A 24,756-nucleotide genomic window follows, 5' to 3' on the forward strand; every position below is an offset into this window, starting at 1 on the left:
CCTTTACTTTCCCTTTTTAAAAGCTATTTTAGGGCCCAATAGCCTAAATCCATGAGTGAAGAACTGCTCAAAGCCATACTCCAACTTTTTGCTATCGTTGCCCGTGAGCGCATCACCGAAGCTGAGCGCACCAACATCAAAGAGTTTCTCGGCCTGCACCTGAGCCGCGAAGCCACGGTCTATTACCTGAAACTTTTCGACGAATTTGCCGCCACACACGAAATTGAATCGCGCCAGGAACTGAGCAGCCTCGACGCCGACACCCAGCAATTTGTGGACGACTGGGCCAAGATCATGAAGATCGTGAAGCAGGTGAATCAGGCCCTCACCATGCAACAGAAAGTTGTCCTCATTGTAAAGATTATCGAACTGGTCTTTGCCGAAGACGAAATTTCCGACCGGCAGGGCAACCTCATCTTCTATATTGGCCAGGCCCTCAAAATCCCGCGCGCCGACGTGCAAGCCCTCAAGGCATTTGTGACGGGGCGCGATATCGACGAGCTGGCCTCCAAACAAGTGCTCATCATCGACGAAGGCTCGGGCGACTATCCCGGACCCCGCATCATCGAGAAAGACCTCACGGGCCTCATCGCCATTCTGCGCCTGCACGATGCCGACACCTATCTCGTGAAATACCTCGGCATCACCACGCTCTACCTCAACAGCATCCTGTTGAAAAGCCGGAAGATCGATGTGTTCCCTACGGGCAGCACCATCCGCGGCGACAAGGTGGGACCGATCTATTATAGCGACATCATTGGCAAGTTTTTGACCGACGCCTCGCAGGCACGTATCTCGTTTACTGCCGACCACATCTTCTATCATTTCAAGAGCGGTCGTGCCGGCATACAGAACGTGAACATTGCCGAACAGGGCGGCAAACTTATCGGCCTCATGGGCGCGAGCGGCTCGGGCAAATCAACCCTGCTAAACGTGCTGAACGGCTCGGAGAAACCCAGCAGCGGCCGTGTGCTCATCAACGACATCGACATACACGTACACCCCGAAAAAGTGCAGGGCATCATTGGCTATGTGCCACAAGACGACCTGCTCATCGAGGAGCTCACCGTGTTCCAAAACCTATACTACGCCGCCAAACTTTGCTTTGGCCACTATACCGAAAAGGAAACCATTGAAGTGGTGATCCGTGTGCTGGTGAACCTGGGGCTCTCTGAAATACGCGACCTGAAGGTAGGCTCACCGTTGGAGAAGACCATTAGCGGCGGCCAGCGCAAGCGCGTGAACATTGCCCTCGAAATGCTGCGCGAACCCACCATCCTGTTTGTGGACGAACCCACGTCGGGCTTGTCGTCGCGCGATTCGGAAAACATCATGGACTTGCTGAAGGAATTGGCGCTGCGGGGGAAGATGGTGTTTGTGGTAATTCACCAGCCGTCGTCCGACATCTTCAAAATGTTCGACACGCTCATCATCATGGATGTGGGCGGGTTCCAGATTTATTATGGAAACCCGGTGGAGTCGGTCATCTATTTTCGCGACATCATCAACGCCGCCAACAAAACACAGGGGCAATGTCCGGAGTGCGGGAACATCAATCCCGAGCAGGTGTTCAGCATCATCGAAACGCGTGTGGTGAATGAATACGGACGCCTCACCAACACCCGCAAGGTTTCGGCAGGGCAGTGGTATCAATATTTCAAACAAAAAATCAAAGTTCCCCGTGTCGACCATGTGCAAGAGTCATTGCCCGTGGTGCAGGAAATTCCCGGAAGGCTTGCGCAACTTCAAACGTTCATCACCCGCGATGTGCTGGCCAAGCTGTCGAACAAACAATACCTCTACATCAACTTGCTGGAAGCGCCCGTGCTGGCGTTCTTCATCGCGTTTATGGTGAAATATTATAATGTGCTCACCGACGAAAACCCGGTATATACATTCTACAGCAACAACAACGTGCCCGTCTACTTTTTTATGAGTGTGGTGGTGGCGTTGTTCTTCGGGCTCACCATGAGTGCAGAAGAAATTTTCAGAGACCGGAAGATATTGAAGCGCGAAGAGTTTTTGCACCTCAGCCGCAGCAGCTACCTGGTGTCGAAGGTGGCGGTCATGTTTGGCATCTCGGCCATACAAACCTTTTTGTTTTTGTTGGTGGGCAACACCATTCTGGAAATACCCCTCACAGAGATGCGCTACTGGCTCATCCTTTTTAGTTGTTCGTGTTTTGCGAATATGCTGGGGCTGAATATTTCGGCAGCGTTTAACTCGGCCGTGACCATCTACATTCTGATACCGCTGCTGGTGATACCCCAGTTGCTGCTGAGTGGTGTGGTGATCAGCTTCGACAAGTTTAATCCCCGTGTGGGCAAGCCCATTGGCGTGCCGGTGGTGGGAGAGATGATGGCGTCGCGCTGGGCCTTCGAGGCGTTTATGGTGACGCAGTTCAAGGACAACCCGTTTCAGAAACAGTTCTATGCTCTTGACAAACAACAGGCAGAGGCCGAATACAAGCGTGTGTACTACATTCCTGCGCTCGAATCGAAGCTGGCTTATGTGGTGAACAACCCGTCGAGCTGGCGCCGCGACAACAATCCGAGGGTGACACGCTCGCTGGACTTGCTGCACAACGAAATTGAAAACGAACTGAAGTTTGTGGGCGCCGACAATTTTCCGGAATTGGAGCAGTTGCGCGTGGGCGAATTCGATTCGACCACCTATCAGAAAACATCGCACTTTCTGGCCACGCTGAAACAATTCTACAGCATCCAGATGCAACGGGCGGGCACCGCGCGCGAAAGCCTGGTAGCCAAACTCACCGCCACTCCCGTGGAGGCTGCGAAATATGAGCAGGTGAAACTGCGCTATGCCAACAAGTCGGTGGCCGACGCGGTAGAAAACATTGCAACATCCGACCGCATTGTGGAATACGACGGCTCGCTGGTGCAAAAGATCTATCCCATTTACCTCGACGACCACAAGCCCAAAAACAAACTGGACTTCTCGGCCAACCTATACCAACCCTCCAAACATTTCTGGGATCACAACTTCGACACGTTCTATTTCAACGTGACCGTGATCTGGAGCATGACCCTGTTCCTGTTCCTTACGCTCTATTTCGACGTGTTGAAGCGCCTCATGAAACGACTGGAGTTGCGCCGGAAATATCGCAAGCGTGACTAGCCGGAATGTGCCGTCCCTTTTTTATTTTTGCTGAACAACATCATCAGACCCCACGATCATGAACCGAAACCTGGCCATTACCTGCATCGTTGCCACACTGGCAATTGTCGCCATTGCCTGCGGCAGCAAGAAAGAAACATCCACCACCGCGGAAGCCACGCCTGCTGCGGCCGAACCTAAAGAATGGAAGGAGATGGACGACTTTCACATGATCATGGCCGAAGCGTTTCACCCCTTTAAAGACTCCGCCAACCTGGCCCCCGCCAAAGCCAAAGCCGCCGAAATGGCCATTGCCGCCGAAACGTGGGCCAACGCTCCGCTCCCCGAAAAAGTGAACAACAACGAGGTAAAAGAAAAACTCCAACACCTGAAGACCGAAACCACGTCATTCGTGACAACAGCAAAGTCAACCGACGACAAAGCAGTGGGCGAAGCGCTGACCAAACTGCACGACCTTTTTCACGAACTGCAGGAAGCGTGGTATGGTGGTGGCGAACATCACCACTAGGGAATCACCATCGTTTTTATACCGCAGGCCTGACCTAAGCACCGGCCTTCGAAACACATTCTGGCCATGCAGGACCAAACCTTCGACCGGATCGACTTCACCAGAACACCACTGGCAAAAGAAGCCTACGAGTATTGCACCTTCAACCAGTGCGACCTGTCCAACTGCGACTTGTCCACCATAAAGTTTGTGGAATGCGAATTCAAGTCGTGCAACCTCAGCATGGCCGAACTGAAAAACGCCGCATTTCGCGATGTGAAGTTCAGAGATTGCAAAATGCTCGGCCTGAAATTCGAAACGTGTCAGGCACTGGCCGTGTTGGTAAGCTTCGAAAACTGCATCCTCAACCATTCCTCATTTCATCATCTCAAACTGAAGAAAACGCCATTCAAAAACAGCCAGCTCCACGAAGCCGACTTCACAGGCTGCGACCTCACGGCCATTGTGTTCGATCACTGCGACCTGAGCCGTGCCATTTTCAACAACACCATCCTTGAAAAAGCAGACTTCCGCACGGCGTATAACTATTCCATTGATCCTGAAAACAACCGCCTGCGGAAAGCGAGGTTTTCATTGCAAGGGGTGGTGGGATTGTTGGAGAAGTATGGGGTGGAAGTGGAGTGAGACAAAGCTATTGTCTATAGACGCAACGTGTGTGCTTAGCAAGACAGTTTGATCGATTGAATTGGTTGACTGTGGCAGGATCGCATGTTGGAATTGCATTTGATAGCGCGGGTTTGAATCCGCGTTATCTGAATAAGGATGCTTTAACAAACCGCTTTCGCCAATACCCACCGCTTGTTTTTACTTCGAGCACATACAGGCCATCGGACAGATGATTGACAGCAATGCGATAGCCATTCTTTTCCGTTTCTTCTGCGGCGGCCATCAATCTTGATCCGTTTAGGGCAACCACGGCCACAGACTCAAGTTGATGATCGGGAGTTATGGAAAGCGTTAGAAAATCATGAGTAGGGTTAGGATACAGCCGCGCATCGCTGTCTGGAATTTCAGCAACATGCGTGACCTCTTCGGGAACAGTGGTGCGCAATATTATTCCATAGCCGCCGGTGGCGAACACAAAGTCTCCTGCAACGGCCATGTCGGAAATGCCAAAGTCGACAGGGGGTAATTGTTCTTCACGCCAGTGAAGTCCGGCATCGGTAGAAATCCATACGGCACCTTGCACATAGTTGCCATTATTTTTAGAACCGTAGGCATACACGACGCGGTCATTCACCTTTATGAAATCTTTTATCAGCATGCTCACATCGAACGAGCCAACTGTTTGCCAATGCACACCACCATCGGAAGAACGCTTCATTTCGCCTGATGTGAAAAATGCCAATGCGGTTTGCTCATCCAGAAAGTGCACTGCGTTGAGGTAGCCGTTGTTGGTTGTGAAAACCGTTTCCGGTGATTGACCACGAGAGCCCGAACGTGTAATCGTTACGGATGAGGTGTAGTAGAATCGATTGTGAATGCGCTGCACCTGAAAGATCAGATTCCGTTCGTCCGACAGTGTTGTTGTTTCCCAGGTTTCGCCCCGATCGCCCGAACGCAACAAAACCTGGCGAAACGGAGCCAGTGCAGTGCCCGCTATAAAAACCGAATCGCCCGACTGAACGAGTTCGGAGAGCGACAGGAAGTTGACCGGAAGCGTAAGCAAATCAATGTCAGCTCCGCCTTGTGAAACGCGGTAATAAAAATTCTTAAATCCGTAAAGCATGCCGTCGGTCTCGCTTACAAACTGCATGTTTAAAACGGTTAACGATTCAGATTGATGTTGGAAAGTCCACGTAGCTCCGCCATCGGTGGTTTTGAAAAATCCTTTGCCTGAACTGGCATAGCCAACATTTTTTGATGGAAACGAAAGCGAATGAAAAAACGGGTAACCTTCATTGGCACTACGCCAAGTTTTTCCTTTGTCGTTGGTGCGAAGAATGTTGCCTGCTGCGCCAACGGCAAACCCGTTGTTCGCGTCCACAAAAGCGATGTCGGTAAGGATGTTAATATCCTGTTGTGGAAACACGGGAAGCGAAATCGGCTCCCAGGAAGTTCCGCCATTTTCGGTGCGAAAAAACTCGTTGTCATATAACGATGTGGTGCCAAAGGCCACCGCAGTTTTTCCATCAATCCAGTGGAGGGTTTTGATGGCTCGTAAGCCTGGAGGATTTACGGGGTTCCACGATTGACCACCATCTATGGTAGCGAACAACTCATCATTGTCCTTTGAATTTTTGAACGTGGCAAAACCGTGGTCGGCATCAACAAACCGAAGATTGATGATGCGTGCATCCGTCTGAGCAGGTAAATCCCAACGCTTCCAGGTAGTGCCGCCATCGGTCGTTTTCAGTACAAACTCTGTGAAGCCGTAGTTCATTTCAATGGTGGCCACATCGTAGCCGGAGATGTAGCCGGTTAGATTATCCGTGAACACGACATCCGAATAGCTAACGAACGGAGCTGTGGCTGTGGTTGCGCTAAGGACCTTCCAGGTCTGCCCGCCGTCGGAAGTCTGGTATAGCTTTGCAAAATCGCCTACGGCATAGCCATTTTGTTCGTTTAGAAAAAATATTGAACTGAATATTGCACTGGCAAAATATTTTGGATGCGTCTGTGTGCTCTCCAACACAACATTCCAATGCGCACCGCGGTCGGTAGTTTTGTAAATTCTGTTTTCGAACAGGAAGTAGGCCGTGGTGGCGCTAACAAATTGCAAATCGTAGTAGCGCGAATCGGGTGTTAAATTCACGGGCAAGTGATTCTGCAAGCTTCGTTGCCACGACACCCCGCCATCGACCGATATGGCCAGGTCGTTTCCAACGGCATAACATTCCGTGCTGCCCGGGGGAACAACTGCTTTAATGAATAGACGATGAAGCGGCGATGCCGGATGAACCAACTGCCACTGCGCCTGCAATGAAACACAAAAAAGTACAAACACAACCGTGAGGGTATTTCTCATACGCAAAGATTTCTGTTTGTTCAGACACACGTTGCGGGGGTGAAGTTGGACAGCGGTATGAAAATCACGCGCAATGGGGTAGCTTAGGATGGTGATTAAGACAGTGAAAATTGGAGATAGCCATTGCGTTGAAGACTTGGTTTATGTTGATCTTACTTTGTTGAATTGTTTTCAGCAAAACGGCTGAGCGAGGATCTTGACCGCGAGTTGAGGTGGTATGGGATCGCCAACGCAGGAGCCTTTGGAAGCGTCCCGATCGCCGGTTTGGTGTAAGAAAACAGTACCTTCTCCAGAATTCCATTCTTGTCCCAATCACTAATCCCGTTAAATTTGCGACCGGCTTGCGTCTGTTGAAGTATCGATGCGTTCATCTCAACGTCGTTAGTAGAATGTTAATTTTCATTATAAAGGTTTCATGAAAGGAAAGTGGTTGCTCTTGCTGTTGGTCGTCGGGATTTCTCCGCGACTTTATTCTCAGTCCGATTTTAGAAAAGGGTTTGTAGTCACACTTGCTGGCGATACGGTCAAAGGGTTTGTCAACTATCGGGAGGGGATGCGCGCCTATCGCCAGGCCAGTTTCAGGACCAGTGAGCGTGGCGATGCAACGGACTATGCACCCGATCAACTGGCGGGCTACGGCTATGCGGGCAATGCCCGCTTTGAATCACGCTCCATAGACGCCGAAAATGGGCAGAAGGAACAATTGTTCCTTGAGCTGCTGGTTCGTGGAACGGTGTCGCTGTTCCGGGTGGACAACAGTTTTTTCATGGAAAAGAAAGGCGAAGGAAAACTCATGCGCCTCACCATTGAACACACCACGGTGGAACGCGACGGCCGCCAGGTGCCAATAACAAACAACCGCTACCTCGGCGTCATCAACCTCATGATGCACGATTGTGCTACCATAAAGAAGTCGCTTCGGGGCATGGCCCTTTCGGAGAAAAAACTGACGCACCTTGTGGAACGCTACAATGCGTGCATGGGAACCGAGGCCGAAACGTTTAAAGTGAAAATGCCCTGGCTGCGGCTTGGCGCAGGTGTGATGACGGGCGTGGTACAATCGAACCTGATCATATCGTCCGACCAGACTTACATGCAACCGTGGACGTCGCCCTATCGCAAGTCGAACGCGATCTTTGGCGGTGTGGCGTTTCATTTGACATCGCCCCGTGTGAACGAAAAGTTTGCGTTGTTGGTGGAGCTGCAATATTTGAAGTCTTCGTTCTATTCTTATACCGATGTGAACAGCGGATTTGGATCGGCGCGTAACTATGCATCGGTGTCGATCACCGACTTGCGAATTCCTTTAGGTCTCCGGTATACTTTTTCGAACAAAGGTTTTGCGCCTTACCTGGCACTGGGGGTGAATAACATCATTCATTCAAGCGGCAGTTCCAGCATGCGCCGGGAAGAGATCTATCACAGCGACGTGCAGAGTGTGCATTGGGAACCCTTGCCGCTGCTGAAACATCAGTTTGGTGTGTGGGGTGGGGTAGGTGCCGCATTTGCCGTTCATCCCAAGCTGAATGCTTTTGTTGAAGTTCGCTACGAGCGCGCGAACACGTTGGTGAACAGCCAGGTGCTCATACCGCAGAACCTTTTCAAATCCCACATCAACAATTTGCAATTGATCATAGGCCTGAGAACAAAATAGCAGCATGAAGACGTTCCGTAATATAGCATTTGTGTTTGTGGTACTGTCGCTTGTTTCGGCTTGCAACAACTACGAATTCCCAACACCACCCTATGCCACAGTAGAGACCTTGCCGGTGACAGACATCACCAGCACCAGCGTCACACTCCACGGCACATTGGTGTCGCTCACAACCGACCCTGTTCTGGAACATGGCTTTCTGTGGAGCTATGCCGACTTTGATACAAACAGCGAGTTCAAATGGTCTCTGGGGCCTAAGACTGAAACCGGATCGTTTGACTATAAACTTTCGGAGGATATCGTCGCTGGCAAGACCTATTATGTTAAAGCCTATGTGAAAACAAATGGCTATACTTTCTATGGCCAGATGACAACGTTCAACCGGCCGAAGTAATTATAATTGCGTTCGCCGTGGCCGGGCGTTGTGGTGAGTTCTGTCTTACCCGAAGGCTGCGACGTGATCTGTTTGCATCAATTTTTCGCGGTCCCTGTTTTTTATTATCGGCAATTCGCTAGATTTGTCTACCTGCTAAAAAGGAGTCTTAAGCGGGCGTTTTAAATTAGTCGTTATCCGTCGTGCCGTTAGCCCTCCTGTTAACGTAGCGACACACCAGCGTTTTTGTAATATGTCAGGAAGATTATTGTTGTTGCTGCTGGTCTTCAGCAGTGTTGCCCATTCGGCACGCTCCCAATCCGATTATCGAAAAGGTTTTATTGTCACATCGGCGTACGATACAGTGCGCGGGTTTGTGAATTACCGTGAGGGGGCGAAAGCCTATAAGGAATGTGATTTCAAGCCTGCCGAAAATGCGGCGCCGGTCTCCTACAAGCCAGGTCAGCTTACTGGCTACGGTTTTGTGGACAATGCGTATTTTGTTTCGCGTACGGTGGAGGTTGAGAAAGGTAAACCCGAAACTGTTTTTATTGAAGTGCTGGTGAACGGGCCGGTGTCGCTCTATAAATATTACGGTGGTTTTTTTATGGAAAAGGCCGATGGGCGATTGATGTGGATTGCCTATGGAGAAACCCGCATCGAAAATGAGAGCGGTGTGTATGTGAAGAAGTCGAATAGACACATCGGCATTGTGAACATGATGCTGTACGATTGTGAGGCAATACGCCATTCGGTGGAACGTCTTACGCTGAGTGAAAAACATCTTACAAACCTGGTGGAGCGCTACAACAGTTGCGTAGGAACTACGGCGGTAGTGTATAAGGAAAAAAAATCCTGGTTGAAGGCCGATGTCGGTCTGCTGACCGGTGTCAACTACTCGACGCTGACGTTTTCGTCGCCCTATGGAAGCTTCGATCTCTTTGAGGTGCCCTTAACAAAATCGACATCGCCGTTGGTAGGTGTTTCTATCGACGTGTCGTCGCCACGATTGAACGAGCGCATCTCACTTCATATTGAGGGTCAATATTTGAAAGCGTCGCATACAGCGTTTGTGTTGTATGAAAACGGGTCCACTACCAACCGTAACTATCTTTCGTATGCCATCAGCCAAGTGAAGGTGCCCGTAGCGTTTCGCTACACATTTGCCGAACGGAAGTTCACGCCCTATGTCAATGCCGGTGCATCCGCTACCTTTCAGGTGAAAGCAAGTTCGATTTGGAAACTGGAGTCCGAGTCATTCAATACCGTAACAACACAGTATGAGGACCCTTTGCCCATGGGCAACAAACAATTCGGCGTGTGGGGTGGCATGGGAGGAAACATCGCTGTACTTCCTAAATTCAGTGCCTTTGTTGAGCTCCGCTACGAATGGACCAACGGTGTGATTGATCGCGGAAAGGTTCACGGTGAAGTCATGACTTCCGCTGTCACCAACATTCAATTAGTCATTGGCCTGAAAACGAAATAGAAGGATGAAAACGTTATTCAAAATCTCCGTGATCCTGTTGGTGTCGCTAGCGTTTGTGAAATGCGACAAGAATGATTTTCCTACGCCGCCCTATCCAACGGTACAAACTCTTGAGGTGACCGGCATCTCAGAAAATGGCGTGACGTTTGAAGGCGCAGTGCGCTCTATGAACGACGAGCCCATCATTGATCACGGCTTTGTATGGGGATTATACCAGTATGCCATTGAGGGCCAGTTCAAGACTTCACTTGGCCCCAGAGATGGCGCGGGCGCATTCACCCTGGATGTGTCGTCGGGTCTGTATGCCGACACGTTATATTATGTGAAGGCTTATCTGAAGACAAAAACCTATACGGTGTATGGCGAAGAGCAGCCATTCACCAGCCGAGGCAGTCATGTGCCTGTCATCGAAAGCTTTCTGCCGCTCGAGGGCACAGGTGGCGACACGGTGGTGATCAAAGGGAATTACTTTTCGACCGACGCCAAGGCCGTGAAGGTTAAGTTCGGCACTTTCGAAGCGCCAGTGTTGAGCAGCAGTCTCACCGAAGTGAAGTGTCGCGTGCCGGCCGACATTCCGTTGGACGAAGTTGCCATTGTGGTGACCGTGACGCGCCAGAGCGTTCAGGCACCCACGCTCTTCAAACTGGAAACCCCAGTAGTAGAAACCTTCTCACCCCAAACCGGCACGTTTGGCGACGTGGTGACTTTGCAAGGCAAGCACTTCGATGTCGTGAAAGAAAAGAACATTGTTAAATTTAATGACGTGATAGCTACCGTAATTGATGCAACACCCACGGTCATTAAAGTTGGTGTTCCTGCGGGGCTGCGCACACGCGAAAGTAGAATAAGCATTAGTGTCGGGTTGCAGTCATCGCTGGCACAAGGCAATTTTACATTAAATGCTCCCATCATTCAGTCGCTATCATCCACAAGTGACTACACAGGCAAAACCTTGAGCATAGCCGGGAGCAACTTTAATCCGGAAAGGGCAGCGAACGTGGTGTTGCTCGGTGGTCTTGAAGTGACGGTACAGAACGCTTCAAAAACGCTGCTTGTGGTGGACATACCCGCGAAGGAAATCTACGATGCCCGGTCGTTCAAAGTTGAAGTGCGGGTGGCGGAGCAGAACGCTTTCAGCGCGCAGACCTTCACGCTAAAAGATGCCTGGCTGCGCAGGGCCAACGTGCCGATCGGCGACACGTTCGGGCCCTATAGCATGGTAAACTTTACACTCGCAGGCAAAGGTTACATCGGCATGGGCGACCCCAACGCCACCAAAGCCTTTTGGCGGTATACGCCTCAAACTAACACGTGGACGCAGGTAACAAACTATCCCGGAACGACGAAGACCGGTGCCACTGCATTTACAGTGGGCGACAAAGCTTATGTGGGTCTGGGAAGTGCAAAGGAGTTCTACAGCTATGAGCCCTTGGCAAACCAGTGGACAAAGCTGGGTGATTTCCCCGGATCAAGAGCATCTACACCCATTGGTTTTTCCGGAATCAACAAGGGCTATGTGGCGCTAGGGAATGCCACCAGTAATTTTTGGGAGTATGATCCGGCCGTTGACAAATGGACGCTGAAAGCAACGTTGCCTGCGTCTGGTTACTTCGCAGGGTTTACCATCAACAACACACCCTATGCCTACAGGCTCGGAACAACTTCTTTTTTACAATACGATGTGGCAAACGATGCATGGATTAGCAAAGCAGGAGAAACCACGAGTGCCGACTACTCATCGGGCTATGCGTTTAAAGGAAAGGGATATCTGAGAACTCAAAAGCAAGTTTTTCAATACGATCCATCATCGGATGGCTGGCAGACAATCGACGATGCGACACACGGTGTGGGCGGTGGTTATTTTGCCTTCGAGATTGACGGCCGGCTTTATCTCGGATCAACGATGGGACGTGAAATGTGGGAGTATGATCCCGCTTATGACTAGCTGGTAGTAGCTTGTAGTGAATGACCATCGGTCTGACACGTAACGAGTGTACGCATAAAAAAGCTAGAGCAAATGGAGACTTGTTCCACACATCGACGCATAGTGGGGGCAACGTTGGCGCTACAACCCAACCTCCTTTAACCCTTCTCTATACTCCCGAAACTCACTCAAATTATTGTGCGTTCCCATCGGCATAATAACTTTCTCCTTTTCCCCTGTGAACGCATCGTATAGCCTGTTCGTATGCTCCACCGGAATGAGCGCATCTATTGCTCCATGGAAAAACAGGATCGGGCACTGCACGGAATTTATCTTCTTCAAATTATTAAACGAAAAACGAAGCACAAGCGAGGGCAGGAGGTAGGGCACCTTCTCGTTTGCCAATGTTTTGAGGCTGCTATAAGGCGATTCCAGAATAAGGTGTTTCACATCGTGACGTGTGGCAAGTTCAACCGCGATGCCCGTGCCAATAGAGCGACCGTAGATAATGATGTTCCCGGCGGATAGGTGTTGTTCCTTGAGAAGATATTGATAGGCTGCTTCTGCGTCTTGATACAGTCCATCTTCAGAGAGCGTGCCCGTGCTTTTTCCGTAGCCGCGGAAATCGATGATGAGAAGGCCGTGCCCGAGCGGAGCCAGGTCGTGGTGCACATCCTGCCAGCTGCTGAGGTCGCCTGCATTGCCGTGAAAGTAGAGGATGGTTGTGTTGTTTGTGCCGGGATAGAAAATTGCGTTGATGGTTTCGCCGTCGGTGGTTTTGATAAACGCTTCGGTGGCATCGCCGTACAGATCGAATGCGAAATCGGGCGGAAGCTTTCCGGGATGGAAGATGAGTTTGTGTTGCAGAAGGCCAACCACGGCAACAACGACGATGTAGAGGCTGAGGATGACGAGGAATGTGGTGAGCAAGGCGCGAAGGAATTTCATGTGACCGATTGAACCCGTTTCGAATCGAAAGTGAATGGTGCGAAGATGACTTTTTGAACGACCAACTCCAATTCCCTGCAATCGAATGTTGGCATCGTTTTCATTTCTGATTATATTTCCCAAAATCAGTATCTAAACCGCACATGCAACCTACTGCCCTCACGTCACAGGAGAAGTCGAAACTTTGGTTTGTTATTGCCGCCTCTTCGGTGGGCACGCTCATCGAGTGGTATGACTTCTACATCTTCGGAAGCCTCGCCGTCATTCTTTCGGAACAGTTCTTTCCTCAAACGCACCCCACCGCCGCCTTTCTCTCCACGCTGGCAACCTTTGCCGCGGGGTTCATTGTGCGTCCGTTTGGGGCGCTAGTGTTTGGTCGGTTGGGCGACCTGGTAGGGCGGAAGTATACGTTTCTGGTCACGCTCGTGCTCATGGGCGGGTCCACGTTTGCCATCGGGTTGGTGCCGGGCTATCAGTCCATTGGCCTGTTTGCGCCAGCGCTGGTGTTGGTGCTTCGCCTATTGCAGGGGTTGGCCCTGGGCGGTGAATATGGTGGTGCCGCCACCTATGTAGCAGAACATGCTCCGGCCGCCAAGCGCGGATTCTATACAAGCTTTATACAGACCACGGCCACGCTGGGGCTATTTGTTTCCATCGGGGTGATTCTGGCTGTGCGGCAGACTATAGGGGTGGAGGCGTTCGCTGAATGGGGATGGCGTATTCCGTTTTTGCTGTCGTCGTTGCTGGTAGTTGTGTCGGTGTTCATCCGCATGCGCATGAGCGAGTCGCCGCTGTTCTCGAAGTTGAAGTCGGAAGGGAAGGTGTCGAAGAACCCGTTGAAGGAAAGTTTTGCCAACAAAGAAAACCTGAAGCTGGTACTCATTGCGTTGTTTGGTGCCACGGCAGGGCAGGGGGTTGTGTGGTATACGGGCCAGTTCTATGCCATGACCTTTATTGAGAAGACCTGTAGCGTCGAGTTTGTGCAAACGCGCAACATCATTGCCGTGGCCTTGCTGATTGGAACGCCGTTGTTCATTTATTTTGGCTGGCTCTCTGACCGGATTGGCCGAAAGATGATCATGATGGTGGGGCTCCTTATGGCGGTGGTGCTCTACCGGCCTGTCTATATGCAGATGTATGCCTTGGCCGATGTGACGCATCAGAAAGAAGCCACGGCCGACAAGCGTATCCAACGTACCCGAACCATCACCGATGCCGGCGACTCGCTGCTCACGGTGCAGACCATCCGCACGTTCGAGGAAGGCAATCAACAGAAAGAAACGGCCACCCACTTCGTTCCCAAGGCCGGCAGCGACAAGAAAGCGAAGGACGACGTGAAGAAGGAGATTGTGCTGGGCGACTATGCCTTCTGGGCCATGGTGGTGCTGGTGCTTGTGCAGGTGGTGCTGGTGGCCATGGTCTATGGCCCCATTGCGGCGTTTCTGGTGGAGTTGTTCCCCACGCGCATCCGCTACACATCCATGTCGCTGCCCTACCACATTGGCAATGGCATTTTTGGGGGGCTGACGCCGTTCATTGCCACATCGCTCTATGAATCCAGCAAGGAGCATACCCCCGGGGGCGACCCGTTTGCTGGGCTTTGGTACCCGATCATTGTGGCGGCCGTGTGTTTTGTGGTGGGTATGATTTTCCTGAAAAACCGGAAAGTAGCCGACGTAATCGATTGAAATTTATCCGGCTAACCATTGTTATTTTGAATTTTTTCGCGAAATATGCCTTATGATCATTGCCTGAGTTGAAAAGAATATTCTCCATAGCGCTCCTTTTTGTCTTCCTCTTCCAGTTTGTGGGGTACTATTTTGTCTATCTCGGCCTGCGTCATCAAGCCCGCACAGAAATGATTTCCCGTCTCGATGCGCGCCAATATTCCTCCGAAGAAACCATCACCCTGAAGATTCCCTTCTCATTGCCCTACTGGATGGACAGCAAGGACTATGAACGTGTGGATGGCGAGTTTCAGCACGAAGGCCAGTTCTATAAACTGGTGGAACAAAAGCTGGAACAGGACACACTCTATGTAGTGTGCATTCGCGACAACCACGAAAAGAAACTGTTCGACACCATGTCGGACTATGCGAAACTTGCCAACGACCTTCCCACATCATCGCATCAAACCCTGAAGCTGTTAAGTGGTCTCATGAAAGACTACGTGCCCAGCTTTCAGTTGGAAATAGCATTATCCCTTGGATGGAGCCAGCCATGTTCCTTTGCTGACCCGTCTTACTCCCTCTTGTCACAGTCATTTCCGGTATCATCACCCCCTCCGGAAGCTCTTTGTTGAGATCCTTCGGCAAAGACTGAATTCCTTCCGTTACATTTATTTGCATCGCCATCGGAGCCCTTTACTCTGAGGTTTGATGTGTGCACAGTTCAGGTCATTTTGCCGTCGCGGTCTTGATTATCCCTTTGGTCATTCTCTAGGTTCTGCTTCCGGTACAATATGCGTTTGGTTGCGCATAGCGAAGCAAACATAGACTGTCTAAATGAAAGGATTGTCTGTCGGCTCGTTTGGGTTGCCGGCAGACACCTTTACCCCTCTCTCACCTCACGCTTGGAGCCAACGTCCTTTTTAATAACCTAACTACCTATGCCCTACATTCCTGTTGAAGAGCATTTGCCCGGCATCACCGGCTTGCTCGAGTATCGAAAAGATTCTGCGGAACCGATCCGCGACCTCACCCAGTTCTTATTGCGCGGCCCCAACACCTTAACAGAAGGCGAGCGCGAACTCATTGCCACCATTGTGTCGCACAACAACCAGTGCAAGTTCTGCACCACGGCCCACACGGCTGCGGCCGATCTGTATTATGGTGAAACCGACACCACCCAAAAAATCAAACATGATCTTGAGCATGCACCGCTCAGCGAAAAGATGAAAGCCCTGCTGGTCATCGCGCGCCAGGTGCAACAAAGCGGAAAGAACGTCACCACCGAATCGGTCGACCGTGCCAAGCAAGCCGGTGCCACCGATCTGGAGATCCACGACACCGTGCTGATCGCCGCCCTCTTCTGCCTCTACAACCGCTACGTCGACGGATTGGCAACCCTGGAACCGGCCGACCCTGCCTACTATGGCACGCTCGCCGACCGCCTTGTCAACCATGGCTATACTCGTTTGCCCAACGGCTACGACCACCTGAAGAAGAAGTAAAAACCAAACCAACCAAACCATATACCCCTTCGTCTATGAAAAAACTTTTACTACTAGTCTTTCTTTCCTTTCCCACCTTTCTCTTCGCCCAAACCAAAATATCAGGAACCATCACCGACGCCGACAGCAAGCCGGTGAGTGGTGCTTCGCTGGTGATTAAAGGAAAGCTTATCGGCACCACCACCGATGAGAATGGAAACTTCAGCCTCAACACGTCGGCCGCATTGCCGTTGACCCTGGTGGTTACCGGTGTGGGCTATCAAAAACAGGAAGTGGCCGTCAGCACTTCAGGCGAGTCTGTGAAGATCGGCCTCACGCCACAAACCGAACTGCTCAACGAAATGGTGGTGACTGCTTCGCGCGTGGAAGAAAGCATTCTGGAATCGCCGGTGAGCATCGAGAAGATGGACACACGTGCCATTCGCGAAACCCCGTCCATCAACTTCTATGATGGCTTGCAAAACATCAAGTCGGTAGAGATGGTGACGAGCGGTCTTACCTTCAAACAAATCAACACCCGCGGCTTCAACGGCACCGGCAATTCGCGCTTCCTGCAGCTGGTAGACGGTGTCGACAATCAGACACCCGGGCTCAACTTTGCCGTGGGCAATCTCTTTGGCTCTTCCGACCTCGACATGGAAAGCGCCGAGCTCATTCCCGGATCGGCATCGGCCCTCTATGGCCCGGTGGCTTTCAACGGTGTGTTGATGATGCGTACCAAAGATCCCTTTCAATATCAAGGCCTCAGCGCGCAGGTGCGTGTAGGGGTGAATCACATCAACGAGCAGTATGCCGACCCGCATGGTCTGTATGACTACGCGTTGCGTTATGCCAAAGCGTTCAACAATCGTTTTGCCTTCAAGATCAATGCATCCTATTTCACTGGTCTGGACTGGTATGCCACCAACTATACCGACGTTGACGCAGGCGCAACCCCCGAACAACGCGGCGACAACAACCCTGCACGCAATGGCCTCAACATCTATGGCGATGACGATGTGCGCACCCTCACCGGCGTAGGTCGCGTGTCGCGCACCGGCTATGAAGAACGTTTCCTCATGAACTACAACTCCTATAGCACAAAGCTGAACGGCGCGTTGCACTATCGCCTCACCGACAACATGGAGTTGATCTATCAATACAACTACAACCAGGGCCGCGCTGCCTACACCGGCAGTAACCGTTTTATGTTGAACGATTTTAACTTCCAGCAACACCGCGTGGAGTTGAAAGGTAGCAACTACTTTATCCGCGGCTATGCCAACCTCGAAGATTCGAAGAACTCCTACAACGGCAAAGGTCTTGGCCAGTTGATTAACAAAACCTGGGTGCGCGACCTGAACGGCAACGTGGTGAGCGAAGCCCAGGCCGACGACACCTGGTATGCACGCTATCAGGCGGCCTTCACCGGCAACGTGAACAACGTTACGGCAGCCGACCATGCTGCGGCCCGTGCGTTTGCCGACCAGGGAAGATTCCTGCCCGGCTCTACCGAGTTTGAAGATCAAAAGGCGAGACTCATCGCAAAACAAGGATCGGGCGGCGCTGGCATCCTCAGCCAAAGCAAGCTCTATCACGCGGAAGGACAATACGACTTCTCCGACAAAATCAAAGTGCTTGATGTGCTGGTAGGCGGAAACTTCCGCATGTACGACATGTTCACCAACGGCACCCTGTTCGACGACAAGAACAACAAGATCACGATCAAAGAAGGCGGTGCCTTTGCGCAAGCCTCCAAGCGACTGCTCAACGAAAAGTTGAAACTCACGGCCTCGCTGCGCTACGACAAGAACCAGAACTTCGATGGTCGCTTCACACCACGTGCTTCGGCCGTGTATACCGTGGCCACCAACCATCACTTTCGCACTTCGTTTCAAACCGGTTTCAGAAACCCTACACCGGGCGATCAGTATATCAAGCTCGACGCCGGTGTTATTACCGTGCTGGGCGGTGTGCCGGACAACAGCCGCGGCATGACGGTGTATCAGAACTCGGTGACTACGCCGTCGCTCGGTGCGTTCCAGGCTGCGTTTATGCAAGCCATGGCCGGAGGTGCTTCGCCACAAGATGCTGTGATGCAAACCAAAGACATCATCCAGAAATCGAACGTGGCCTACATCAAACCCGAGCGCGTGCAGACGTTCGAGATTGGCTACAAAGGGTTGGTGAACAACAACCTGTTGATCGACGCCAACTACTACTTCAGCAGCTACAACGACTTTATTCTGAACCAGGTGGTGATGGAAATGCAAAGCCCTGTGCTGGGCCCCGATGGAAAGATCAACCCGGCCATCGTTGGCGATTTGCAAAACGGAAAGACCAGACTCTATCAATTGTATACCAACGCCAGCGACCGCGTGACCTCGCAAGGTGCCACACTGGGCCTCACGTATCTGCTGCCTGGCAACTACACAGTAGGCGCAAATGGCACGTGGGCCGATTTCAACCTGCGCAATGCTAACGTGAACGACATCCCGGCTTTCAACACACCCAAGTATAGAACAACGGTTACGTTTGGCAACAGCGCCATCGCCAAGAACTTTGGCTTCAACGTGGCCTGGCGCTGGCAAGACACTTTTGAATGGACCAGCACCTTCAACGGCATGCGTCCCGGCACCATCAAGGCCTACTCGATTGTAGATGCGCAGGTGAGCTACAAGATGTCGCCCATCAAGTCGATTGTGAAATTCGGTGCAAACAACGTGTTCAATAACCAGGTGTATCAGGCCTATGGCTCGCCTTCGATCGGTGCTGTGTATTATGTGAGCATCGTGTTCGATCAGTTAATGAAATAAGAACAGCAGACTTTTCTTTCTATGAAATCAGAACTTGAACTACCCGCCACGCCCCTGGCCGCCACCGAGAGTGTTACGGCCGGGCTGTGGATCACGTTTGGCATTTGCTTGCTGAGCAACATCTTTGGCGGCACCGTGTCGACTTTGATGTCGGTATACTTGCCCGTGGTGGTAAAGGAAGTGATGGGCGAAGTGAGCCCGGAGCGCCTCGGACAGGTGAGCGCCTACATTAACGCCCTCTATATTTTAGGATGGGCCTTTGGTGGATTCACCTGGGGCATCATCAGCGATCGCATAGGTCGTTCGAAGGCGCTGGTGCTGGCGGTGGGCTTATACGGATTGCTTACCGTAGCCACAGGCTTCTCGCGCACGTGGGAAATGGTGGTGGCTTGTCGCCTGCTGGCGGGCTTTGGTGTGGGGGGTGTGCTGGTGATATCGGCCACGCTGCTCTCTGAAGTATGGCCTGCGCGCACGCGTTCCATTGCCATCGGCATTTTGTCGATAGGCTTTCCCATTGGCGTGTTCTCGGCCGGGCTGGTCAACTACATTGTGTCAGACTGGCGCCAGGGTTTTCTCATTGGCGCGTTGCCGGTGGCCGTTTCCATGCTGGCCTATTGGGTGGTGCAGGAATCTGAAAAGTGGCGACTCTCACAAATTGAACCTGCGGCCAACAGCATGCGCAAGAACGCTCAGCTGCACAGCAGCAACCTCGTGAAAGGCTCCCTCATTTTCGGCTCCATGCTCATTGGCCTGTGGGCCATCTTCTCGTGGCTGCCCACCTGGGTGCAAAGCCTGGTGACCACCGACGGCCAAACCGAACGCGGACTGGCCATGATGTTGCTGGGCGCCGGTGGTCTTAGCGGAGGTTTCTTTTCCGGTTGGATAGCCAAAGGGTTGGGTGTGCGTCGCGCCATGATGCTGTGCTTTGGAGGATGCTGCGTGTTGTCGGTGCTGCTGTTCAAACTCAACACCACATTCTCGCCCATCATCTATGCCGAGATTGGATGCCTTGCATTGTTCTTTGGCATCAGCCAGGGATTGTTGTCGGCCTACATCCCACAACTGTTCCCCATCGACATCCGCGCCACAGCCACAGGCTTTTGCTTCAACATAGGTCGCATCGTTACAGCCGCCGCAGTGTTCTTCATCGGCGCGCTGGTGTCGGCCCTGGGCGGCTATGGCAATGCCATCCTCACGTTCTCGGTTGTATTTCTGATTGGACTGGTCACACTGTCGTTGACAAAGGATGATGGTGTGAACGTGAAGTCATAAACTACTAAAGACTCTTTACTAACTACTAAAGACTAACTAAAAATGGCACACATAAACGTACCCGAAGGAGTTCCCGGCATTCGCAGTCTGGTGATGTTTCGTCCGGAAACCGGGAAGCCACTCTATGCGCTGGCGCAGGTGTTGCTGCGCGATCCGTCGCCGCTCACACCGGCCGAGCGCGAGCTTATTGCCACACACGTGTCGGCACGCAATCATTGCATGTTTTGCATGAGCAGTCACGCTGCCGCGGCGCGTGAGCTGTTTGGTGCCGAACAGGAAGTGGTGGACTGTGTGATCGAAGACCCGTCTACCGCGCCCGTCACCGACAAGATGCGGGCCTTGCTCAACATTGCAGGCAAAGTGCAGCAGAGCGGAAAGTCCGTCACGCCCGAAGATGTGGCCGAAGCCCGACGCTATGGCGCCGGCGACCGCGACATTCACGACACCGTGCTCATCGCCGCCACCTTCTCTATGTTTAACCGCTATGTGGACGGCCTGGCCAGTCTCACACCAACCGACCGCGAAGCCTATGTGCCCATGGGCAAACGTATGGCAACGCTCGGCTATGTATTACCTCAACCTCAACCTGCATCCTAAGCATGGCACACATCACTTTAGATCCACAACTGCCCGGCATTCGCGGCCCCATGGCCTTCCGACCGGAAACAGCAAGGCCTTTGAATGAATTGGCCGAGGTGCTGCTGCGTAGTGACAACTCGTTGTCGCGTGGCGATCGCGAACTCATTGCCACTTATGTGTCGTCGCTCAACGACTGTTTCTTTTGCCAGAATGCACACGGCGGTCTCGCCCAGCACTATCTGCAATGCGACATGAAGTTTGTCGACGATGTGAAGAAAGACTATGCGGCCATGCCCTTGTCCGACAAACTGAAATCGCTGTTGGCCATTGCCGGTAGTGTTCAGAAGGGTGGCAAGAATGTTACGCCCGCGCAGATTGAGAATGCCCGCAGCCATGGCGCCACCGACCGCGAGATTCACGACACCGTGCTGATCGCCGCCGCCTTCTGTATGTTCAATCGCTATGTGGACGGCCTGGGCACCTGGGCACCACAAGACCGCCAGGTCTATATCGACCGCGGACCGCGCCGGGCAGAAGAAGGTTATATCAATTTTGATCTGTATAAATGACACGTAGCGTCGGCTCCAATATCTTGACGGGAATTGAGATAACTGCCGAAAGCGCGTAGCACACGATCAAAATACAGGGGTGTTCCGGAGGGCATGATCTTTCGGAATGCTCCTGTTTTGTTTTCCGTCTTTTCCTACCTTGCCGTGCAAAAAGCTATGCCCTTCACCCCGGCACATCCCGCCGTTGTTCTTCCGTTTCTACGCTGGCGCTATGCCTCCGCCACCGGCCTCATTGTGGGTAGCATGGCGCCTGACTTTGAATACTTTTTCAAAATGAGCGTGAGCGGTGTTCATGGTCACACGCTGTGGGGCATCTTGTATTTCGATGCACCCGTGTCCGTGTTTCTGGCGCTGGTGTTCCACAACATCGCGAAGCGCAACCTCATCCGAAACCTGCCCGCCTTTGTGCAGCCCAAGCTACAGGCGCTGGTGGCACTTGATTTTAATGCCTATCTCCGAACCCACATCGTCATCTTTCTGATCTCGGCCATGGTGGGATCGGCCTCGCATATTCTGTGGGACGGCTTCACGCACAACGACGGCTACTTCGCCCAGCGGCTGGCCATCTACAAGGAAGTGTTTGTGCCGTTTGGCGGTGTGCGCTATCCGCTGTTTCATGTGTTGCAGCAGGTCAGCACGGTGGTGGGACTCTCGATTGTGTCGGCCTATGTGATTGCTAAAAAAGGAGAGGAGGGAGCCGTGTACACACCGCGGTTGGTCTATTGGCTGTTGGTGCTGCTGCTGGCCGCGGCGATTGTGGTGTTGAGGTTTGTGTTGATTCCCGACCGGATCATGCTGGGCAACCTGGTGGTGAGCAGCATGTCGGGGTTGATGCTGGCGGTGGTGTTGTGTGGATTTATTAACTTTAAGAATACAACAGCGTAAGGTTAGGGCCGCATGGCGAAAAAGAAAACACAATGGGCCCAGGTAGGCAAACGCGAGGTGGAGCTTTCGAACCTCGAGAAGGTGCTCTTCCCCGAAGACGGCATCGTGAAAGCCGAGGTGATTGAATACTACCTGAAGATTGCCCCAACCTTGCTCAACTATGCCAACGGCCGCGCCCTCACGCTTATCCGTTTCCCCGACGGCATCACCGGCGAAAGCTTCTACCAGAAGAACCGCCCCGAGTGGGCCCCGAAGTGGATCGAGTTTGTGACGCTGGGCAAAGAAAAGAAAGACTACATCGTGGCCACCGAACCCGCCCTGCTGGTGTGGCTGGCAAACCTCGCCTCGCTCGAACTTCACCAGCTGCACAGCCGCAAGCCCACGTTCGACATGCCCGACTACATGGTGTTTGACCTCGACCCACCGGAAGGCTACACGTTCACCAAAGTGATTCCCATTGCCAAGGCCCTTAAAGAAGTCATCGAGACCTATGGCTACACTCCCTTTGTGAAAACCACCGGCGGCAAGGGCCTGCACATCTGCTGCCCCATTGAAGCCACCCACGACTTTCACACCGTGTTTGAAGCGGCCCAGGACATTGCCAAACCTTTTGTGGAGCGCTATGCCAACGACGTGACCCTGCACATCAAAAAGGAAGCGCGCAAGGGTAGGGTGCTGGTAGACATATTCAGAATACGCTCCGGCCAAAGCATTGTGTCGCCCTATAGCCTTCGCGGACGCAACGGTGCGCCCGTGTCGATGCCGCTGACCTGGGATGAGCTGGAGCTGGTGCAAGACCCGAAAGAGTTCAACATACGCACGGCGGTAGAGAAGGTGGTGCGCGACGGCGATGCGTGGCAAGGGTTCGATGCCTATGCCGTGGCCATCCACACGCACCGCCCCAAAGTGACGGCCAAGAAAAAGAACGTTAACCCCGAAGGCACCAAACACAAGTCGCCCGAGCAACTGGAAGCCTACAGCAAGAAGCGCGACTTCACCAAAACACCCGAGCCCGCGGCCGCTCCCGCAGACAACACCGGAAGCAAGTTCGTAGTGCACCGCCACCATGCGTCGCGCCTGCATTATGACCTGCGGCTGGAGAAAGACGGTGTGCTCAAATCGTGGGCCGTGCCCAAAGGACTGCCACCGTATCCCGGCGTGAAACGCCTTGCCGTGCAAACCGAAGACCACCCGCTGGAATATCTCACCTTCGACGGCGCCATTCCCAAAGGACAATACGGCGCCGGTGATATGTGGATCTATGCCCTGGGAAAATACCAGATCACCAAAGACAAAAAGGACGGTTTCTACTTCCGCCTCACCAGCAAGGAAGTGAATGGCGAATACCGCATCCACAAAATGAAAGACAAGGAGTGGCTGCTGGAACGTGTAGACGAACCGCAGGTGAACTACCTGCATGCGGACATCGAACCCATGCTGGCCGAACAAACCGACAAGGTGCCGACAAAAGACGGCTACATCTATGAGATCAAGTGGGACGGCATTCGCGCGCTGGTGTCGCTGGAAGATGGCCAGGTGAAAATCAAGACGCGCAGCCTTCGCGATGTCACGTCGCAGTTTCCCGAGTTGTGGGCGGGCGACAAAGCCTTTCGCGCCACCAACGGTTTGTTTGATGCCGAAATAGTGTGTCTCGATGCCGAAGGCAAGCCCATCTTCAAGCGCGTCATTAACCGCCTCAGCAGCACGGGCGAAACCAACATACTGAAGCTATCCAAGTCCAACCCCGTGCACTGCTACATTTTCGACTGTCTCTATCTCGACGGCAAAGCCCTGGTGAACGAGCCCCTCATCAAACGCAAAGAGTGGCTCGCCGATGCCGTTCGCCCCGAAACTCCCTATCGCGTGAGCGAGCACATGAACGAAGGCCAATCGCTTTTCGACGCCGCCAAGCTTCACAGCCTGGAGGGCATCATGGCCAAACGCGCCGACAGCAAATACATGCCCGGTCGCCGCAGCGACTTGTGGCTCAAAATAAAAGTGCGCGAGTCGGCCGAAGTAACGGTGATCGGCTTCACCCCCGGCAAGGGCGTGCGTGGCCAAACCTTCGGGGCCCTTCACATAGCCGAACGCATCGGCGACACCCTGCACTATCGCGGCAAAGTAGGAACGGGCTTCGACGATGCCACCATGAAAGACATAACCGCCGTGCTAAAGAAAGTGGACGTCATAAAGAAACCCAACGTGGTGGGCACCGTGCTCGACCCCAAGATAACCACATGGCTCGAGCCGAAGACAATTGCCGAGGTGAGCTATTCGAAGTTGACGCCGGATAATATGTTTCGGGAGCCGGTGTTTATTCGGTTGAGACCGGACCTGGAGGTTGCTGCTGAATGATGCCGACAATTTTTAAGTCAGTTCTCACAAGATCAAGTAGACTAGATAAATGCACAAGGAGGAAATTCAACTTCACTACGAACGTGTCTGAATAGCAAAGGAATTCCAAAGTACTGGTATAAAGGAC

18 protein-coding genes are annotated in these 24,756 nt (G+C 52.5%); 16 read left to right on the forward strand and 2 right to left on the reverse strand.

Features of this window, described 5'->3' with window-relative positions; all coding sequences use genetic code 11:
* Window positions 1-51: 51 nt before the first annotated feature.
* The 3 genes from JI741_RS19680 to JI741_RS19690 all read left to right on the forward strand — a co-directional run bounded on the left by JI741_RS19680 (window position 52) and on the right by JI741_RS19690 (window position 4,270).
* Window positions 52-3,138: an ATP-binding cassette domain-containing protein gene (locus JI741_RS19680; RefSeq protein ID WP_202012812.1), complete on the forward strand. Its 3,087-nt coding sequence runs from the start codon at window positions 52-54 to the stop codon at window positions 3,136-3,138.
* 58 nt (window positions 3,139-3,196) lie between these two features.
* The gene (locus JI741_RS19685; protein WP_202012813.1) at window positions 3,197-3,646 is read left to right on the forward strand and encodes a hypothetical protein; all 450 of its coding nucleotides are present in this window, start codon (window positions 3,197-3,199) and stop codon (window positions 3,644-3,646) included.
* Window positions 3,647-3,712: 66 nt separating this feature from the next.
* Window positions 3,713-4,270 carry a pentapeptide repeat-containing protein gene (locus JI741_RS19690; RefSeq protein ID WP_202012814.1) on the forward strand — a complete coding sequence of 186 codons (558 nt, stop codon included), beginning with the start codon at window positions 3,713-3,715 and terminating at the stop codon, window positions 4,268-4,270.
* 124 nt (window positions 4,271-4,394) lie between these two features.
* On the opposite strand, the gene JI741_RS19695 is transcribed toward JI741_RS19690, so the two are convergent.
* The gene (locus JI741_RS19695; protein WP_202012815.1) at window positions 4,395-6,614 is read right to left on the reverse strand and encodes a YCF48-related protein; all 2,220 of its coding nucleotides are present in this window, start codon (window positions 6,612-6,614) and stop codon (window positions 4,395-4,397) included.
* Window positions 6,615-7,167: 553 nt separating this feature from the next.
* Between JI741_RS19695 and JI741_RS19700 the strand changes: the two genes are divergently transcribed.
* The 4 genes from JI741_RS19700 (at window position 7,168) to JI741_RS19715 (ending at window position 12,075) form a co-directional block, all read left to right on the forward strand.
* Window positions 7,168-8,268 (forward strand): outer membrane beta-barrel protein, encoded by a 1,101-nt coding sequence (locus JI741_RS19700; RefSeq protein WP_202012816.1) that lies wholly within the window; start codon window positions 7,168-7,170, stop codon window positions 8,266-8,268.
* A gap of 4 nt (window positions 8,269-8,272) precedes the next feature.
* Window positions 8,273-8,662, forward strand: a complete 390-nt coding sequence (locus tag JI741_RS19705) for a hypothetical protein (protein ID WP_202012817.1) — start codon at window positions 8,273-8,275, stop codon at window positions 8,660-8,662.
* Between the two features lie 232 nt (window positions 8,663-8,894).
* Entirely contained in the window at window positions 8,895-10,130 is a 1,236-nt protein-coding gene (locus JI741_RS19710; protein WP_202012818.1) for an outer membrane beta-barrel protein, read from the forward strand.
* A 4-nt stretch (window positions 10,131-10,134) separates the two neighbouring features.
* The gene (locus JI741_RS19715; protein ID WP_202012819.1) at window positions 10,135-12,075 is read left to right on the forward strand and encodes an IPT/TIG domain-containing protein; all 1,941 of its coding nucleotides are present in this window, start codon (window positions 10,135-10,137) and stop codon (window positions 12,073-12,075) included.
* 120 nt (window positions 12,076-12,195) lie between these two features.
* Here the strand turns inward: JI741_RS19715 and JI741_RS19720 are convergent, their stop codons facing one another.
* A complete protein-coding gene (locus JI741_RS19720) occupies window positions 12,196-13,002 on the reverse strand; it encodes an alpha/beta hydrolase (RefSeq protein ID WP_202012820.1) in 807 nt (268 codons plus the stop codon).
* Window positions 13,003-13,145: 143 nt separating this feature from the next.
* Here JI741_RS19720 and JI741_RS19725 point away from each other — a divergent pair, with 143 nt between their 5' ends.
* The 9 genes from JI741_RS19725 (at window position 13,146) to ligD (ending at window position 24,629) form a co-directional block, all read left to right on the forward strand.
* Window positions 13,146-14,690 carry an MFS transporter gene (locus tag JI741_RS19725; protein ID WP_202012821.1) on the forward strand — a complete coding sequence of 515 codons (1,545 nt, stop codon included), beginning with the start codon at window positions 13,146-13,148 and terminating at the stop codon, window positions 14,688-14,690.
* 68 nt (window positions 14,691-14,758) lie between these two features.
* On the forward strand, window positions 14,759-15,304 hold the full coding sequence (locus JI741_RS19730) for a hypothetical protein (RefSeq protein ID WP_202012822.1): 546 nt from the start codon (window positions 14,759-14,761) through the stop codon (window positions 15,302-15,304).
* A gap of 306 nt (window positions 15,305-15,610) precedes the next feature.
* The gene (locus JI741_RS19735) at window positions 15,611-16,174 is read left to right on the forward strand and encodes a carboxymuconolactone decarboxylase family protein (protein ID WP_202012823.1); all 564 of its coding nucleotides are present in this window, start codon (window positions 15,611-15,613) and stop codon (window positions 16,172-16,174) included.
* Window positions 16,175-16,209: 35 nt separating this feature from the next.
* Complete coding sequence (locus tag JI741_RS19740) at window positions 16,210-18,969, forward strand: TonB-dependent receptor (RefSeq protein ID WP_202012824.1); 2,760 nt, start codon at window positions 16,210-16,212, stop codon at window positions 18,967-18,969.
* 21 nt (window positions 18,970-18,990) lie between these two features.
* Entirely contained in the window at window positions 18,991-20,241 is a 1,251-nt protein-coding gene (locus tag JI741_RS19745; RefSeq protein WP_202012825.1) for an MFS transporter, read from the forward strand.
* Between the two features lie 42 nt (window positions 20,242-20,283).
* Window positions 20,284-20,838: a carboxymuconolactone decarboxylase family protein gene (locus tag JI741_RS19750; RefSeq protein ID WP_202012826.1), complete on the forward strand. Its 555-nt coding sequence runs from the start codon at window positions 20,284-20,286 to the stop codon at window positions 20,836-20,838.
* A gap of 2 nt (window positions 20,839-20,840) precedes the next feature.
* Window positions 20,841-21,389, forward strand: a complete 549-nt coding sequence (locus tag JI741_RS19755) for a carboxymuconolactone decarboxylase family protein (RefSeq protein WP_202012827.1) — start codon at window positions 20,841-20,843, stop codon at window positions 21,387-21,389.
* Window positions 21,390-21,545: 156 nt separating this feature from the next.
* Window positions 21,546-22,274 carry a DUF4184 family protein gene (locus JI741_RS19760; RefSeq protein WP_202012828.1) on the forward strand — a complete coding sequence of 243 codons (729 nt, stop codon included), beginning with the start codon at window positions 21,546-21,548 and terminating at the stop codon, window positions 22,272-22,274.
* A 12-nt stretch (window positions 22,275-22,286) separates the two neighbouring features.
* Window positions 22,287-24,629, forward strand: a complete 2,343-nt coding sequence (ligD, locus tag JI741_RS19765) for a non-homologous end-joining DNA ligase (protein ID WP_202012829.1) — start codon at window positions 22,287-22,289, stop codon at window positions 24,627-24,629.
* Window positions 24,630-24,756 lie beyond the last annotated feature (127 nt).

This window comes from Chryseolinea lacunae (assembly GCF_016735595.1).
Taxonomy (GTDB): Bacteria; Bacteroidota; Bacteroidia; order Cytophagales; family Cyclobacteriaceae; genus Chryseolinea; species Chryseolinea lacunae.

Bases quoted from the DNA above. Each gene is read 5' to 3' on its own strand.
- JI741_RS19720 (WP_202012820.1), bottom strand. From the start codon at position 13,002: ATGAAATTCCTTCGCGCCTTGCTCACCACATTCCTCGTCATCCTCAGC.
- JI741_RS19745 (WP_202012825.1), top strand. From the start codon at position 18,991: ATGAAATCAGAACTTGAACTACCCGCCACGCCCCTGGCCGCCACCGAG.
- JI741_RS19680 (WP_202012812.1), top strand. From the start codon at position 52: ATGAGTGAAGAACTGCTCAAAGCCATACTCCAACTTTTTGCTATCGTT.
- JI741_RS19715 (WP_202012819.1), top strand. From the start codon at position 10,135: ATGAAAACGTTATTCAAAATCTCCGTGATCCTGTTGGTGTCGCTAGCG.
- JI741_RS19710 (WP_202012818.1), top strand. From the start codon at position 8,895: ATGTCAGGAAGATTATTGTTGTTGCTGCTGGTCTTCAGCAGTGTTGCC.
- JI741_RS19725 (WP_202012821.1), top strand. From the start codon at position 13,146: ATGCAACCTACTGCCCTCACGTCACAGGAGAAGTCGAAACTTTGGTTT.
- JI741_RS19750 (WP_202012826.1), top strand. From the start codon at position 20,284: ATGGCACACATAAACGTACCCGAAGGAGTTCCCGGCATTCGCAGTCTG.
- JI741_RS19735 (WP_202012823.1), top strand. From the start codon at position 15,611: ATGCCCTACATTCCTGTTGAAGAGCATTTGCCCGGCATCACCGGCTTG.
- ligD (WP_202012829.1), top strand. From the start codon at position 22,287: ATGGCGAAAAAGAAAACACAATGGGCCCAGGTAGGCAAACGCGAGGTG.
- JI741_RS19690 (WP_202012814.1), top strand. From the start codon at position 3,713: ATGCAGGACCAAACCTTCGACCGGATCGACTTCACCAGAACACCACTG.
- JI741_RS19695 (WP_202012815.1), bottom strand. From the start codon at position 6,614: ATGAGAAATACCCTCACGGTTGTGTTTGTACTTTTTTGTGTTTCATTG.
- JI741_RS19700 (WP_202012816.1), top strand. From the start codon at position 7,168: ATGCGCGCCTATCGCCAGGCCAGTTTCAGGACCAGTGAGCGTGGCGAT.
- JI741_RS19685 (WP_202012813.1), top strand. From the start codon at position 3,197: ATGAACCGAAACCTGGCCATTACCTGCATCGTTGCCACACTGGCAATT.
- JI741_RS19760 (WP_202012828.1), top strand. From the start codon at position 21,546: ATGCCCTTCACCCCGGCACATCCCGCCGTTGTTCTTCCGTTTCTACGC.
- JI741_RS19755 (WP_202012827.1), top strand. From the start codon at position 20,841: ATGGCACACATCACTTTAGATCCACAACTGCCCGGCATTCGCGGCCCC.
- JI741_RS19705 (WP_202012817.1), top strand. From the start codon at position 8,273: ATGAAGACGTTCCGTAATATAGCATTTGTGTTTGTGGTACTGTCGCTT.
- JI741_RS19740 (WP_202012824.1), top strand. From the start codon at position 16,210: ATGAAAAAACTTTTACTACTAGTCTTTCTTTCCTTTCCCACCTTTCTC.